The 12790-nt window shown below is 64.7% G+C and carries 14 protein-coding genes and 1 pseudogene; 9 read left to right on the top strand and 6 right to left on the bottom strand.

Annotated elements, in window-relative coordinates:
- The first annotated feature begins 131 nt into the window (after positions 1-131).
- On the top strand, positions 132-998 hold the full coding sequence (locus AB0E69_RS33965; RefSeq protein WP_360155756.1) for a S41 family peptidase: 867 nt from the start codon (positions 132-134) through the stop codon (positions 996-998).
- A 534-nt stretch (positions 999-1532) separates the two neighbouring features.
- Here the strand turns inward: AB0E69_RS33965 and AB0E69_RS33960 are convergent.
- Together AB0E69_RS33960 and AB0E69_RS33955 are read right to left on the bottom strand one after the other, a co-directional pair.
- Complete coding sequence (locus tag AB0E69_RS33960) at positions 1533-1703, bottom strand: hypothetical protein (protein WP_360155753.1); 171 nt, start codon at positions 1701-1703, stop codon at positions 1533-1535.
- Between the two features lie 9 nt (positions 1704-1712).
- Positions 1713-2018, bottom strand: a complete 306-nt coding sequence (locus AB0E69_RS33955; protein WP_360155750.1) for a hypothetical protein — start codon at positions 2016-2018, stop codon at positions 1713-1715.
- Positions 2019-2086: 68 nt separating this feature from the next.
- Here AB0E69_RS33955 and AB0E69_RS33950 point away from each other — a divergent pair, with 68 nt between their 5' ends.
- A complete protein-coding gene (locus AB0E69_RS33950) occupies positions 2087-2422 on the top strand; it encodes a hypothetical protein (protein ID WP_360155747.1) in 336 nt (111 codons plus the stop codon).
- Positions 2423-2528: 106 nt separating this feature from the next.
- Here the strand turns inward: AB0E69_RS33950 and AB0E69_RS33945 are convergent, their stop codons facing one another.
- Complete coding sequence (locus tag AB0E69_RS33945) at positions 2529-5276, bottom strand: BTAD domain-containing putative transcriptional regulator (RefSeq protein ID WP_360155744.1); 2748 nt, start codon at positions 5274-5276, stop codon at positions 2529-2531.
- Positions 5277-5463: 187 nt separating this feature from the next.
- Between AB0E69_RS33945 and AB0E69_RS33940 the strand changes: the two genes are divergently transcribed.
- The 7 genes from AB0E69_RS33940 to AB0E69_RS33910 all read left to right on the top strand — a co-directional run bounded on the left by AB0E69_RS33940 (position 5464) and on the right by AB0E69_RS33910 (position 11603).
- Positions 5464-5988: a hypothetical protein gene (locus tag AB0E69_RS33940; RefSeq protein ID WP_360155741.1), complete on the top strand. Its 525-nt coding sequence runs from the start codon at positions 5464-5466 to the stop codon at positions 5986-5988.
- 47 nt (positions 5989-6035) lie between these two features.
- Positions 6036-6485: a hypothetical protein gene (locus AB0E69_RS33935; RefSeq protein ID WP_360155738.1), complete on the top strand. Its 450-nt coding sequence runs from the start codon at positions 6036-6038 to the stop codon at positions 6483-6485.
- A gap of 110 nt (positions 6486-6595) precedes the next feature.
- Positions 6596-7522: a hypothetical protein gene (locus tag AB0E69_RS33930; protein WP_360155735.1), complete on the top strand. Its 927-nt coding sequence runs from the start codon at positions 6596-6598 to the stop codon at positions 7520-7522.
- Positions 7500-8243 (top strand): hypothetical protein, encoded by a 744-nt coding sequence (locus AB0E69_RS33925; protein WP_360155732.1) that lies wholly within the window; start codon positions 7500-7502, stop codon positions 8241-8243. Before AB0E69_RS33930 ends, AB0E69_RS33925 begins: the two co-directional genes overlap by 23 nt.
- Entirely contained in the window at positions 8240-8482 is a 243-nt protein-coding gene (locus tag AB0E69_RS33920; protein WP_360155729.1) for a hypothetical protein, read from the top strand. The genes AB0E69_RS33925 and AB0E69_RS33920 overlap by 4 nt, the downstream gene beginning before the upstream one ends.
- 402 nt (positions 8483-8884) lie before the next feature.
- Positions 8885-9946 carry a YaaC family protein gene (locus AB0E69_RS33915; RefSeq protein WP_360155727.1) on the top strand — a complete coding sequence of 354 codons (1062 nt, stop codon included), beginning with the start codon at positions 8885-8887 and terminating at the stop codon, positions 9944-9946.
- A 520-nt stretch (positions 9947-10466) separates the two neighbouring features.
- On the top strand, positions 10467-11603 hold the full coding sequence (locus AB0E69_RS33910; protein ID WP_360155724.1) for a hypothetical protein: 1137 nt from the start codon (positions 10467-10469) through the stop codon (positions 11601-11603).
- A 71-nt stretch (positions 11604-11674) separates the two neighbouring features.
- On the opposite strand, the pseudogene AB0E69_RS33905 reads toward AB0E69_RS33910, so the two are convergent.
- The 3 genes and pseudogenes from AB0E69_RS33905 to AB0E69_RS33895 all read right to left on the bottom strand — a co-directional run.
- A pseudogene (locus AB0E69_RS33905) lies at positions 11675-11890 on the bottom strand (HAD hydrolase-like protein); the annotation flags it as partial.
- Positions 11856-12215: an HAD hydrolase-like protein gene (locus tag AB0E69_RS33900; RefSeq protein WP_360155721.1), complete on the bottom strand. Its 360-nt coding sequence runs from the start codon at positions 12213-12215 to the stop codon at positions 11856-11858. The pseudogene AB0E69_RS33905 and the gene AB0E69_RS33900, both read right to left, overlap by 35 nt.
- Before the next feature lie 144 nt (positions 12216-12359).
- Positions 12360-12770, bottom strand: coding sequence for a hypothetical protein (locus tag AB0E69_RS33895; RefSeq protein ID WP_360155718.1), 411 nt, complete (start codon positions 12768-12770; stop codon positions 12360-12362).
- Positions 12771-12790 lie beyond the last annotated feature (20 nt).

Genomic DNA, 12790 nt, shown 5'->3' with positions numbered 1-12790 from the left:
GGCCAAGTCGGCCCTGAGCACGGGTCTGCGTTGTGGATGGTGTGGTCGACGCAGGGAGCCAGGTCTGTCGTCTGCTACGGGCATAACGGTCGAGACTGCTGGACGCGGACCCACCGCTCTACTGTTCGATCATGTCCGACGCCGTGGTGGTGCGTGACCTCGTTGAGCGGCTCACGGGCTGGCTGCTCCGGCTGATGCCACCCGGTGCCCGGCGCGACACGCTCATCGCTGTGCTCACCGAACGGTTCGAGGCCGTAGATACCCCGGTCACCAGCGCCGACTGTGTGGCGATCGAACGGTGTGCCTGGACGGTCTCCCGCCATCTCGCGCTCACCTTCGAGCCCCGCGGCACCGGACAGCCCGACACCGAGTCGCGGGGCTGGCCGGATCCCGACCCGGACGTAATCCGGGCTCGAGCCGGATGCGTCTCGCAGGTACGGCGGCTGCCGGACGGCACCTGCCTCATCAGCGTCGACGACCTCGACGTCGTCAACCTCGCCCAGCCGTATCTCGACGCCGCGTTCGCCCTCGCGCAGGGTTCGTCCCGGATCCTCCTGGACCTGCGCGCCAACGGCGGCGGCGATCCGGCGACGGTGGCGCACATCGCCGGCCGGCTGCTCGGCGATACGCCGACACAACTGTCCGAAGTCATCTACTCGGACCGGCTGCGCCAGTGGTGGACTCCCGCCCTGCCCTCCGGCACAAGTCTGCGACAGCCGGTCGCCCTCCTCGTAGGCCCAGGCACATTCTCATCCGGCGAAGCGCTCGCATACCACCTGCAGACACGCGGCCGGGTTGTCGTCGTCGGCCAGACCACGCCCGGCGCCGCCGACCACATCACACCGATCCGGCTGGCGCCGACGGTTCTGGCCTACCTGCCCGAGGCGTACGTCGTCGACACCATCACCGGCACCAACTGGGAAGGCTCCGGCGTCGTACCCGACGTCCTAAGCCCTCCCAACACGATGATCGAAACCGCAGTGGCAGCGCTGCGCTAACTAGCCCCTGGCCAGGTGATCCACAACAGTGAATGCATACGGTCAGCAAATCTGCCGGCGCAAGGCCGGCTGAAGAAGAAGACACGGGTGTGAGCCGTCGCCAGGAAGACACGCAAGGTGGCGTCGGTACCGCGCTGATACTCCGCGCTTTGGAAGACGCAGTACGTCGCCCTCGGCGCCGACGACCTGGCCGGGCTGAGGTCGGCTGGTGCCGTGATCGTCGGCGATCCCGAGGCCGTACGCCGTCTCGTCGCGAACGTCCGCGTCCCGGCCCCCACAGATCAGTACTCACTCGGCACCTCCGGCCAAGGGCGGGCGGGTAGCGGCCACCCGCCGCCCGAAACATGACCCGGTTCGGCGTCCGGTCGGTTCGCAGTGTCTTGATCGATCCTCCGGCCGGATCCCACCGCGGTGACGTTGTCGTTGCACGCAGCTGGGCGTGGCATGACGCGTACGGGCCTGCTGCGACGCCATCGATATCCGAGCCGATGGGCTAACAGGACCCACCCCGCCGAGACGCCGACTACAAACTGCCTAGTCCAGATAAGGCCGCCAGTTCCGCCCGAGGGACTCCAGACGCCGTCGCCGGACGGTCCACCGCATCGAGCGGATGTCGGTTCCCTCGACCGCGAGCACGTCGAACGCGATGAACGACGCCGGCTGCGCAGGCGCCAGTCTTGAGCGCACCGTCGCGGCCGTGTTCACGTTGCGCTGCTACAGCGCGTCGAAGTCGAGCCGCTCGCCGGTCGACACCACGAGCTCACCGTCCAAGACACAGTCCACGCCGACCTGGCGCTTCAGCTGGGCCGCCACATCGGGGAACTTCACGGTGAAATCCTTGCCGTTGCGCGACCACAACCGAACCTCACCATCACCGAGCACCGCCGCAGCCCGGAACCCGTCCCACTTCAACTCGAACCAGGCGCCACCCGGCATACCGCCGCTGCGGCGCAGCTCAGGCACCGCCCGGGCCAGCACCATCCCGACCGGCCCGAACAAACCGGCCGCCAACTCGACCACCCTGCCAGTGTTGCCCTCAGCAACCGTTCCGCGCCACCCCCGATCCAGCAGGCTGGGAACAGTCACCGGTGGGTGACAGACCTCAGGAGTCAGCGCTGTTCCTCGCACCTTCCATCGATCCCGCCGCGCAGTTTGTGGACAACATCAATGTCGGCATCCATCCACCAGAGAAGGACCTTCAGACGACGATCGCGCACACCGAGCGCGACTATAGGACCTTGGTACCGACCTACCGCGTGGTGACCGACGAGCCGGCCACCGCGAACGGCCAGGCTGCCTGGCTACTCGGCGGCGCGTTCGACCGCGGGAAGATGCACCTCGAGAATCTGCAACTCATCTTGGCGAGCTACGCCGACCTTGAAGATCTTGCACGCGCATCACTGCTGTCGTTCCATCTGGTTTGAACACGCAAGCGCGGTAACTCCCGGCACTTCATGGCCGGCGAGCACACCGTCGGTCAGATGATCCGCTCCCCCGCCCACGAGCTTGCGAAGTCGTCATGGCCGACCGTCAGCGCGAGGTTGCGAGTGTGGATCGGAGCTTTTCGGCGTCGGGGTGCTGGAGTTCTTCGAGGATGGTCAGCGCTTGTTGCCACGCGCGGCGGGCGCTCTGGACCTCGCCGGCGGCACGGCGGGTATCTCCGATGCTGGTCAGGATGATGCTCTGGTAGTAACGGTTGCCGACGTCCTCGAGAATGCCGAGCGCGCGGTGGTAGCTGGCCATCGCTTCCTCGTACTGGCCGAGTTGGTGGTGAGCGTGGCCGATGCTGTGCAAGGTGTTGGCCTGCTCCGACAAGTTGCCCAGCGACTCGTGCAGCGCGAACGCCTGGCGGCAGAACTCCACTGCCTGTTCGTGCCGCCCGAGCAGACTGTGACACCAGCCGACCGCATTGAGTGCGTCGGCTTGGCCGGGTTCGTCACCGGCGGCGCGATACAACTGGAGGGCCTGGTCGGCGTGCTTGAGGGCCTCGGCCGGGTCACCGCGCTGGTCCCAGAAGAAGCCGAAGCTGTCGTGGGTACGGGCTCGATCCAGCAGATCGCCCGAGCGGACGCCTAGCTCTACCGCTGCATTGAGATGCTGCTCGGCCTCGTCGAAGTGCCGCAGCATGATGCAGGCTGAGGAGAGGCTGCGCAGGATCTGTGCCTGCGCGTGCAGATCACCCACGCGTTGTACGGCCGCCAGGGCAATGCGCGTACTGGCGGCCTGGTCGTGCCAGTGTCCCTGCCGGTTGAAGAACGTGTACAGGGTCCTGGCCAGCTGCCAGGCATGAGCGTCGTAGCCGGAGGCGGCCGCGAGCTCGATGCAAGCCACCAGGATCGGTCGTTCCGCGGCGAGCCAGTCGAGCGCCTGCTGGGGGCTGTCCTGGCGTTCTGGCGTAACCCCGCTCCAGGCCTCGTCGAGGGTCAGGGGTGGACGCAGGGGTGCGAGCAGGCGGTCCGCGCTGTTCGCCGAGTGGAGGTAGTGATCGAGCATCCGGCGTACTGCGGTGTCGCGTTCGGGGCTGGTCTTGGGTGTGAGTTCGGCCGCGTAGCTCCGGAGCAAGTCGTGCATGGCGTACCGGCCGTGGGTGTGTTCGGCGAGCAGACCCACGCGGACCAGCACGTCGATCAGCGATCGCACGGTGGCGATGTCGTGTCCGGCCAGGCTGGCGGCGGCAGGAGCGCTGATGTCGGGGCCTGGATGCGTTCCGAGCAGCCGGAACACCCGCGCCGCAGCGGTGTCGAGTGCCTCGTACGACCAGGAGAACACGGTACGCACGTCGACGCTGGGTTCGTCGTCGGTGAGGGTCTCCCAACGCCGCAGCGAATCATGGAGTCCTTCTGCCATCGCCCGCAGACTGACGTCGGGTTCGAGTGCGGCGCGGGCCGCCGTCAAGGCCAGCGCCAGGGGTAGCCGCGCGCATCGGGTGACGATGTCGGCGATCGCTTCGGGTTCGGCGGAGACTCGGCTGGGTCCCAGACGCAGGCTCAGCAACTCGCGCGCCTCGAACTCGGTGAGCAGGTCGAGCACGACGGGGTGGGCGCCCTGGGCCGCCACCAGTCCGCGAAGCTGGTTGCGGCTGGTGACGATGACGAGGCAGGTCGGCGTACCGGGCAGCAGCGGCCGGACCTGTGCGGCGTCGCGGGCGTTGTCCAGCACGATCAGCATCCGGCGTCCGGCGAGTTCGCTGCGATACAGCGTGGCCTGGGCCTCGAGATCGACCGGGACCCGCTCCGGTGACAAGTGCAACGCGTCGAGGAACCGGCGGATCACGTCCGCCGGATCGATCACGGAACCAGCGGCGTCGAAGCCGCGCAGGTTCACGTACAGCTGCCCGTCGGGAAACGCGCCGGCCACCTGGTGCGCCCAGTGAACGGCCAGCGCGGTCTTGCCGACGCCCGCCGTACCGCCGATCACCGTCACCGGTACGGCCCCATCCGCCAGCAACCCGTTCAAGGCCTCTAACTCGGCGGTGCGGCCGACGAACTGCGCAACAGCTGCCGGCAGCTGCCGTGGCACCGGCCCGGTCTTACCCACGCTGATCCGCGGCACACCGCTCAGGATCTGCTGGTACGCCGCTCGCACGGGCGCGCCAGGATCGACGCCAAGCTCGTTGGCCAGCCGCTTGCGAAGCCGCTCATACGCAGCGAGCGCGTCGGCGGAACGGCCGGTGGCGTGCAGCAGGAGCATCAACACCTCAGTCAACGACTCGGTCAGCGGGTGTTCGTCGGCGAGCTGGGCCAGCACGCCGATCGCCGCCGAAGGATCCCCGGCCGCCAGCTCGGCACGCGCCCAGGCGGCGACGACGTCGAGATGCTGCGCCCACCAGGACGACCGAGTCCGCAGCGCCCATGATCCCGACACACCGGTCAGCGGCTCGCCGCACCACAGCGCCATCGCCTGGCGCAGCGATTCGAGTCGCTCATGGTCCCGACCCGGCAGCTCACCGAGCAGAGCGCGATAGCGCAGTACGTCGACCCGATCGGGGGGAATCTCCAGCACGTAACCCCCGCCGCGGCGGACCAATCGCACCGGCACATCGGCCGTACTGACCTGCTCGAGAATTCGGCGCAACCGGGTGATCGCGACGTGCAATGCCCTCCGTGCCCCGGAGGGCGCTTCGTCCCACACCCGGTCGATCAGCGTCTCCACAGCGACTACCCGCCCCGCCTCAGCCGCCAGCACTGCCAGAACCAGTCGCTGTTGTGGCCGGCCCAAATCCACGGCCTCACCGTCCGCCATGAGCACCACCGGCCCGAGCAGTCGCAACTCGATCACGCCTCGGCCTCCCCGGTCATGGACACGTTAACAAGTTGTCAGGAATTCGGGTCACCGGCCGCGGCCACGATGCCAAGGTCGCCGGCCGGCATTCGAGAGACAGCCGGCGCTCGGGCCGGGTTCGCTACGAAAGGAATAGCCGATGTTGAGAATCGTTCGATGGTTCGTGTGTGGGCTGGCAGTGAGTGTGACTGCGACTTCACTGATATCCGCAGGTACGGCCAGCGCGCAGACGCCCCCGATCAATGAGTGGTCACGCCACTGCGTCTCCGACAGCTCCGACAGCTACATCGGCCTGCGCGCGGGCAGTGGCGGCTCGGTGTTCCTTACGTCTCGGAACTTCCAGGCGACGGCGTGCGAGTACCGCTACCACAACTACATGCAGGTCGGCCTGTCCTGGAAATATCTCAGGATCGAAAGACCGGCAGGGCTGCTCGGCGGTACGGCATTCTTCTTCAAGGTCTGGGACTGCGCGACGAACAAGGTTGCCGGGTACGGCGTCAAGAACTACGCCGCGCACGGAATGCGGCTCTACGGGACGTCCGGCACAGCACAGACATCGACGTTCACCGTGAAATCGGGCCACAAGTACAAGGTCCAGGTCACGGGCGTGGCGAACTATCTGTACAACAACTTGATCTGGCGCTTCGCGGAATACCCACCGCGCGGGGTAGGCGCGTTGAGTGCCTACAGTGCATGCTACGCAAGCTGACGCCATCCGATGCCGCCGGTTGTCGTCGGCGCCCATTCGCTCTTTTCATGGAGGAGAAGTTGAAGAAGGTCATGATGTTCTTGTGCGCCGGCCTGATGCTGCTCGGCGGTGCGGCGACACCGGCGTACGCAAGTGAATCGGAGATTACCAAGACGTGCCGGTCCGGTGCGCTCGGGGCGATCTGCGTCCGCATCTATTTCAACCCCACGACCGGCTGGGCGCGCGCGCACTACGCTCTCGATCCGGTAGACGGCAATCTCTTCTCCGCCTCGAACGTCACGTTGTACTACGAAGTCTCCGCCGGCGGCTGCCCGTGCCGAACTATTCCCCGGTATTCCTTCGCCACGACGACCTATGCGTACGAGGACATCGAGGTGAACATGAGGGACATCTCACCGAACACCTATTGCTGGACCCTCTCGGCCACGATGGACTACCGCCACAGCGGCGGCGCCGACTCGATCGGAGCATTCACGGCGGGTCGCATCTGCGCATAGGAGCAGGCCGCGCGGCTGACCCAGCCTCGGCCACGCCGTTGCGAAAGAGTCCAGACCACCTGGTGCGGAATTCCGGTAGCGGCCGTATCTTCTCTCCCGAAGGGGGACGGATGAACCGACAACTGACTGCCCTGACCGGAAGTACCGTACTCGCGCTGGCGGCGCTGGTGCCCACCGCCGCGGACGCGCACCCGCAGGCGGCCGCCAACGCGTGTTACGTCTGGCAGGGTGGAATCGATGGCGTTGGTGGCCATCATTTCTCGACCCCGACCGCCAGCAGTCCGCCGACAGTGATGGACAACTGGGGCACCCCCGGCGTCTACAAGTCCGGGGCGGTCCGCCTGAGCTCCCGGCAGACCATGGAGACGGACATCGACGGCTACGACAACTACGGGTATGTCGTGATCGCCGATGCGCTCTACTACAGCTACTACCTAAGGCCCGCGGATGGCACCGTCAAGTACCAGTCCCTGACCCGCCTCGGCGGCGGCTGGGCCGGCTTCCGCTACCTGGAGGTCTCGCAGTACCAGAGCCCCGAAGGCACGACGCCGAACGTCTCCCGGGCGGCGTCGTACGCGCTGCGCAGCGACGGCGTGCTGTTCCGCTGGAACGTCCTCGGCGGGAAGATCTGGCGAGTGAGCGGGTCGTACCCAGGCTTCTCGGCCGTCAAGACGATGACGCTGATCGCCAAGACACCGACCTACGACACCTTCCTCGCAAACACCCGGGGTGGGGCGCTCTACACGATCCGGATCCCCACCACGTCGCCGGTGAAGCCGGTCGTACGACAGGTGCGGACAAGCGGCTGGCAACGATTCGAAGCGCTCATGACGATGGCCTGCGGCCGGAACGGCAATCTGTTGCTCGCCCTGGACAAGGACGCCGACAGCCCCAAGGCCTACCTGTACGCCGTCGGCCATGCGAACGGGCTGTCGACGGTGATCCAGCCCCGAGGTCAGGTGCCCGCGGCTCCTGGCTACCCGGTGGACTTCCGCTGGGTGCAGCTCCCGGTCTATGACGTCGCGAACGGAGACTGACGATGTCGCGCAAGGCTGCCGTTCTGACCTGCGTAGCAGCTCTGGGCCTGGCAGCCACGGTCCAGGCCGACGCGCATGCGGCCGGGACCGCGAGCACCGCGGCCTGCGACTGGCCGACCAGTACGGCCAGGTCACCCATCCGCCGACGACGCGGCGCGTGGGCGGCGGGTGGAGCAGCTACCGGTCGCTCGAGGTCTCCGTGTACCAGGCGCCGTTCCCTGGGAAGGTTCACCGGGAGGCGGCCTACGCCCTGCGAACCGACGGCACGCTGCACCACTGGCTGATCGACAACGGCACCTGGCACGCGGCCGGCGCGTACACCGGGTTCGCGGCGGTGAAGTCGATGGCGCTGTACACGATCCGGCTCTCGGCCGGCTCCGGTGCGCCGGTCGTCACGCAGGTCCGGGCGCGGACCTGGCAGGGGTTCGAGACGCTGTCCGCGATGGCGTGCGGCCACAACGGCACGCTGCTCGTCGGCATCGACAGCGACACCCGCCAGGCCTTCCTATACTCCGTTGGGCACGCCAACGGGTCGGCGACGCTGATCCGGTCGCACGGCCGCGTCCACGGCACGTTCGATGACCCGTGTACTTCCGCTGGGCCCCGATCGCGGAGTACGACACCGCGAATGGCGGCTGATCAGCAGACCGGACCGCAGCGCCCTCCTGGAACTGACGGAAGTGGCCGGCCTGCAGTCATTGCAGATGAGCTGGCCTGGTGACCGCACACGCATTCTGGAAGACCACGGCGACGATCCTGGAAGGCGCAGGACAGACGCCCCGCCAGGTCGCCACCAACTCGGGCACGTCAGACTTCCACCACCGTCGACGACTACTTCGGCCGCCGTCGCCGAACCCAGAAGCAGCCAAGCACCTCGAAGAAGCCCTCCGCCACGTCCACGACCGGGATCGCACCGATGTGCAAGGCCCAGAACTCGCTCCGGCGCAAAACCTCGAGTAAACGCGGAGTAGCCCTGCGGGGCATAAGCGGCTACTTATCTTGCCTCGTCGGAGAGCCGGTGAGGGGACTCGAACCCCTAGCCCCCGCTTTCTACGCAGTCACTCGCCAGTGGTGCGCGTTGATGCTCATATCCCTTGCACAGCAGGGTTTTCGACTAGTTGATCGGTTCCTCGATGTACGTTCGATCGCGTCGCTACCCGTTGAAACCCATGGGATAGACCATGGGTCGAGCGCCGATTGCCGGACAGGGTCGGCGCAGCCCTTCCGGCGCGATGTGTGGTCAGTCTCCGTCCGACTGCCGAATGTCGGCTGCGGTCTGCGATCATTCTTCGTATGTCTGCTCGTCCTGCTCGGTCCTACACGAATTGGGTGCTGGTTCCACCTTCGACCGAGGGTGGCATCATGATCGGCGAATCTGCTTCGGTTGCCTACATCCTGGAGACGCTCGGCACTCACTCTGAAATCGCCAAGGTCGGCAGAGCACGCTTCTCCGGAACCATGTCAGAACGCAATGCACTTTGGCGTGACTTCCGGAACTACACCCGGCAGGCGATAAGCAACTTCCAAGCTGCGCAACTAGTTCCGAATAGATCAGCGGCCCTACTTTACTACTACGCAATGATGAATTTTGCCAAGGCTGAACTGCTCGACACACACTCAAGCAATATCGTGGATCGACGGATCGGTCATGGGCTGAGCTTTAGTCCAACCGCGGCGAAGACGGTGTCTGGCGACGCCCTCATCGTGAGGGATGGCATCTTTCGCTTACTCTACGAACGACGCCTTGGCAAGACAATTCGAGTCGGTGAAAGGCTACCAGTCGCAAGACTTCTAACTCAGATTCCTGAAATCGCAATGCAACTCGGCACCGTAGACGGTGGAAGTTGTCAAGTCGCCGGTCTCTATCAAATGCTTGCGCGAGATGCAAACCAGGCGTGGTCGCTCATCGCGATAGCGGACCCCGGCGTTCCAAGTGGCAACAATGTCACTCGGAAGTTGCTCGCCAGAGGTTTCGAGGAGGTCGAGCGCCCGCCGGACTGGAGGGACCATTTTGCCTTCAGTCGCGCATTCAACAGATCGCTGACCTTCTACGAATCTGTGAGGAAAATCGATACTCGTGGCGTGACTACGATACCAGCAGCCACCGCCCGGATCATATTTGATATTGAAGATATTCTAGGCTTGCAGACTTCCGAAGATTTCGACGCTTGGATTGCGCCCAGTCTGTATAAGAGTCGAATGCTCCCAATGCCGCCAGCCCTCGCCCGTTACGCGCTGACATATTACGCATCCTCTCTCGTACGCTACAAACCGCAGATGTTCGACGGCCAGCTTCATCCAGAGCAGGCATATTTGTTCGACGCGATTGCCAGAGAACTCGCCGTTCCGATGCTTCAGGACACCCTGTCGGCGATTTCTCAGAAGACCGTTCTCTTCCGTCGCGCTGGCTCGTGGCGGGCATAAGTTGACGTGTACGCATCAAGCACGCGGGCAGACCTCCCGCATCGCCCCGATAGCTGCCGACCTTAGGCCCGGTGCGGCGCGGGTCAAAGGTCGAAGATCCCGCAGGGACGCCGTAGGCGCCCTTGACGCGTGCCGTGCCGGGCCGTCCCTTCCATGATTGTTAGCGGGGCGATGCGGAAGCCCCACAGACTGGCTGGTGGCGCCGCAGATGCAACGGATGCGGTAGCCGGCCTTTCGGCGAGTGATGCACCGGCAGGGTGTCGGATCGTTGATGGCGAGTTGTGCTGTCTTCGACCCGGCACCCTTTGGCACGTGCGCGCCAAGCCAAGGGACGCGCCCGGAGCGCAGCGGAGGGGAGGCAGGCGTCCCGCCCTGTGGTGCCGGCGCGCTTTCGGGCCCTGGAGGGGCCCGTCTTGAAGACGTAGAGAACTTGTCAGAGTGAACCCGCAGTGTCGCCCAGGAGTTCACACCGGCTGGGGCATTAGGCTCTTCTAGAGCCGTTGGCGAAAGGTGGACTTCCATGGCTTCTGAGCAGGATCGCCACATCAAATGGTGGGCCATCGGGGCGGTGAGCGTTGCAGGGCTGGCCATCACCGCACTGCCGTTTATCCTCTCTCGTTGGGTCGACCGAGAATACGGCACGTGGGAGTCGTTGGCTTCGTCTGCACTCACGAATGTGGGTACAACGGTATTGGTTGTTGCTGTGGTCTTCTTCCTGGAGCGTGGGTTGGTCGGGCGCGTTCGCGAAGTCGCGGAGCGGCAGGCGGAGGCAGTCGTCGAAGAACGCACCCGCGAACTCGTCGAAGCTAACCGGGACTTGAGCGTGCGCGTTGACGCTCTGCAGGAGCAACTCGAACGGCGCGTGGCCGATGAGGATTCGGACCGATTTGCGCGAGCCGACCGACTGTCGGCCAGTATCTCGTTCGACACTGTCACTGATGCGCTGGAGGAAGCAAACGATTTACGGGCCTTGGCGTTCGGCGACATCATCGTCCCTGCGGGCGACGACCTTGACGGTCCACGCATCAAAGTCTCTTGGCGACCGCACTGGTCGAACTATCTGCATGTCGATCTGGATCCTGAGCACGAAGATGGGGAGCCGAGGCTGACCCTGCAATACGAAGCAGTTCGTGATCCAGACGGCGGCGGGGACATCACTGGAGTGGTGGTTGACTGGTCGCCGCATGAATCTCCGGTTGACGCCCTGCAGAAATTGCGGGATGAAATGCGACGGCAGGGTTTCGGTTCAGAAGCAAAGGCGGTTGGCACTAAGCTTTTTGAGAATCTTCACGACGCGGTCGCAGCTGCTCTGGCCGCGAGGATTGACACTGACGGCGCATGGGCTCACGGCGCGATGTATGAGTGGCTCGCTGATGGTTGGGCAGTAACAGACCGCGGATTAGCCTCCAGAGACCACGGCATCATCGAATCGAAAGAATTTCCCGAGTCGGATTATCAGCGAGTCATGCGCCCTGGCTCAAATCAAGGGACTCAGAAATTCGACCGCCCGGCGCCAGACGGCGTTGATCCAGAGTTCTGGCAATTGGCCATCAAACGTGCGAGCAACATCCATCCCCGATCCGGTTGGTACGCCGGAGACGATACTCGACCGCCGGCGTACACACGATCAACTTCCCCGAAGCCACGGGCCGAATGACGTTCGAAACGAGTGCGCTGACCGTACAACCTGGCCTGCCGACGCATCCGCTGGCCAGCGGTTGAATCGCTCTAGCTCGTCGGCAACTGACCGGTGAGAGCGCCCATACTGACAACGACGCCGTCCGCCCCCACGCCAATCAGGTCGCCTGTCTTTCCTGGCTTGTTTGCGTACCCGATACTGCGAGTTCCCGCCGCGATCGCGGCCTCAGTGTCGCTGACCTGGTCACCTATGAATACGGATCGAACCGCATCAACAACGGAGCGCAGATAGAGCCTGCTCAAGCAGAAAGGGGTTGGGCTTCATACGTTCGGCATGATTCGGGTCTCGCGCCTCGACATGCGTGATCTTCGCGGCAAGGTTGGCCCGATCCAAGTAGGAGCGGACGGACTCATGGCAGTTGTTACTAACGATCGCCACAGGCCGTCCAGCAGCCCAGCAAGCATCGAGGAAGGCCTCGACGCCTGGAGTTGCCGTTGCGCTTTCAACTGCTCTTACTTCGGCTACCTGAAGGGCTTCCTCGATCCGTCTCCAGACCTTGTCTCCAAAATTGGCTGATTCGGCGAGGACTTCATGTGGACCGTTCGCTGCGCTGATGGACGGGCAACTCACCAAGCAGCTCGCAGAGCAGAGTTCTGAGTTCGCTGGCAATCTCGGGTGCGGGATAGCCCGCGAAGACGGAGCAGACTGGGCCGTCAAAGTCCAAGAGAACGGCCTGGCTTGCCGTGAGAAGTCTCGAGGCGGCAGATTCGGTGGTCACGGGTTGTGGGTCCGGCTGATGGTGCCCCAGAGGCTGTTGAACCAGAGTCGCGCCTGGTCGACGTACTGCGAGCCTGTAGCCCGGTCGTCGTCGCTCACGGAGTGGTGGAAGAGCACGGTGTCCTTACCTACTGCGTCGAAGATGGGCATGTCTTTCCCATCGATCGGCACTTCCCGCTCAACGACGGGATAGAAGCCGAAGAAGACCTCCTCGTCATTAAGGAGGTAGAGCTTGAACATCATCGGGAGGTTGACCACTCGGCACTCGACGCTGGTCTTGGGGACCAGGCCGGTACTGCCGAGCTCCTCGATGGCTTCGATGACTTGGCCGGCCGATCGGTGCGCGATCTCCTGGAACCGTCCGCGAACGGCTGCATCGTCGCGACCAGCCCGCGAAGGCACTGCCAACGGCTGCGATGTATCCGGCA

The organism is Kribbella sp. NPDC026611 (genome assembly GCF_040638345.1).
In the GTDB taxonomy this organism is placed as follows: domain Bacteria; phylum Actinomycetota; class Actinomycetes; order Propionibacteriales; family Kribbellaceae; genus Kribbella.
The sequence above is the reverse complement of the archived record's forward strand: the minus strand, read 5'-3'. Positions and strand labels throughout refer to the sequence as shown.

Coding starts and splice junctions, on each gene's coding strand:
- AB0E69_RS33965 (WP_360155756.1), top strand. CDS start 132: ATGTCCGACGCCGTGGTGGTGCGTGACCTCGTTGAGCGGCTCACGGGC.
- AB0E69_RS33935 (WP_360155738.1), top strand. CDS start 6,036: ATGGAGGAGAAGTTGAAGAAGGTCATGATGTTCTTGTGCGCCGGCCTG.
- AB0E69_RS33930 (WP_360155735.1), top strand. CDS start 6,596: ATGAACCGACAACTGACTGCCCTGACCGGAAGTACCGTACTCGCGCTG.
- AB0E69_RS33925 (WP_360155732.1), top strand. CDS start 7,500: ATGACGTCGCGAACGGAGACTGACGATGTCGCGCAAGGCTGCCGTTCT.
- AB0E69_RS33915 (WP_360155727.1), top strand. CDS start 8,885: ATGATCGGCGAATCTGCTTCGGTTGCCTACATCCTGGAGACGCTCGGC.
- AB0E69_RS33910 (WP_360155724.1), top strand. CDS start 10,467: ATGGCTTCTGAGCAGGATCGCCACATCAAATGGTGGGCCATCGGGGCG.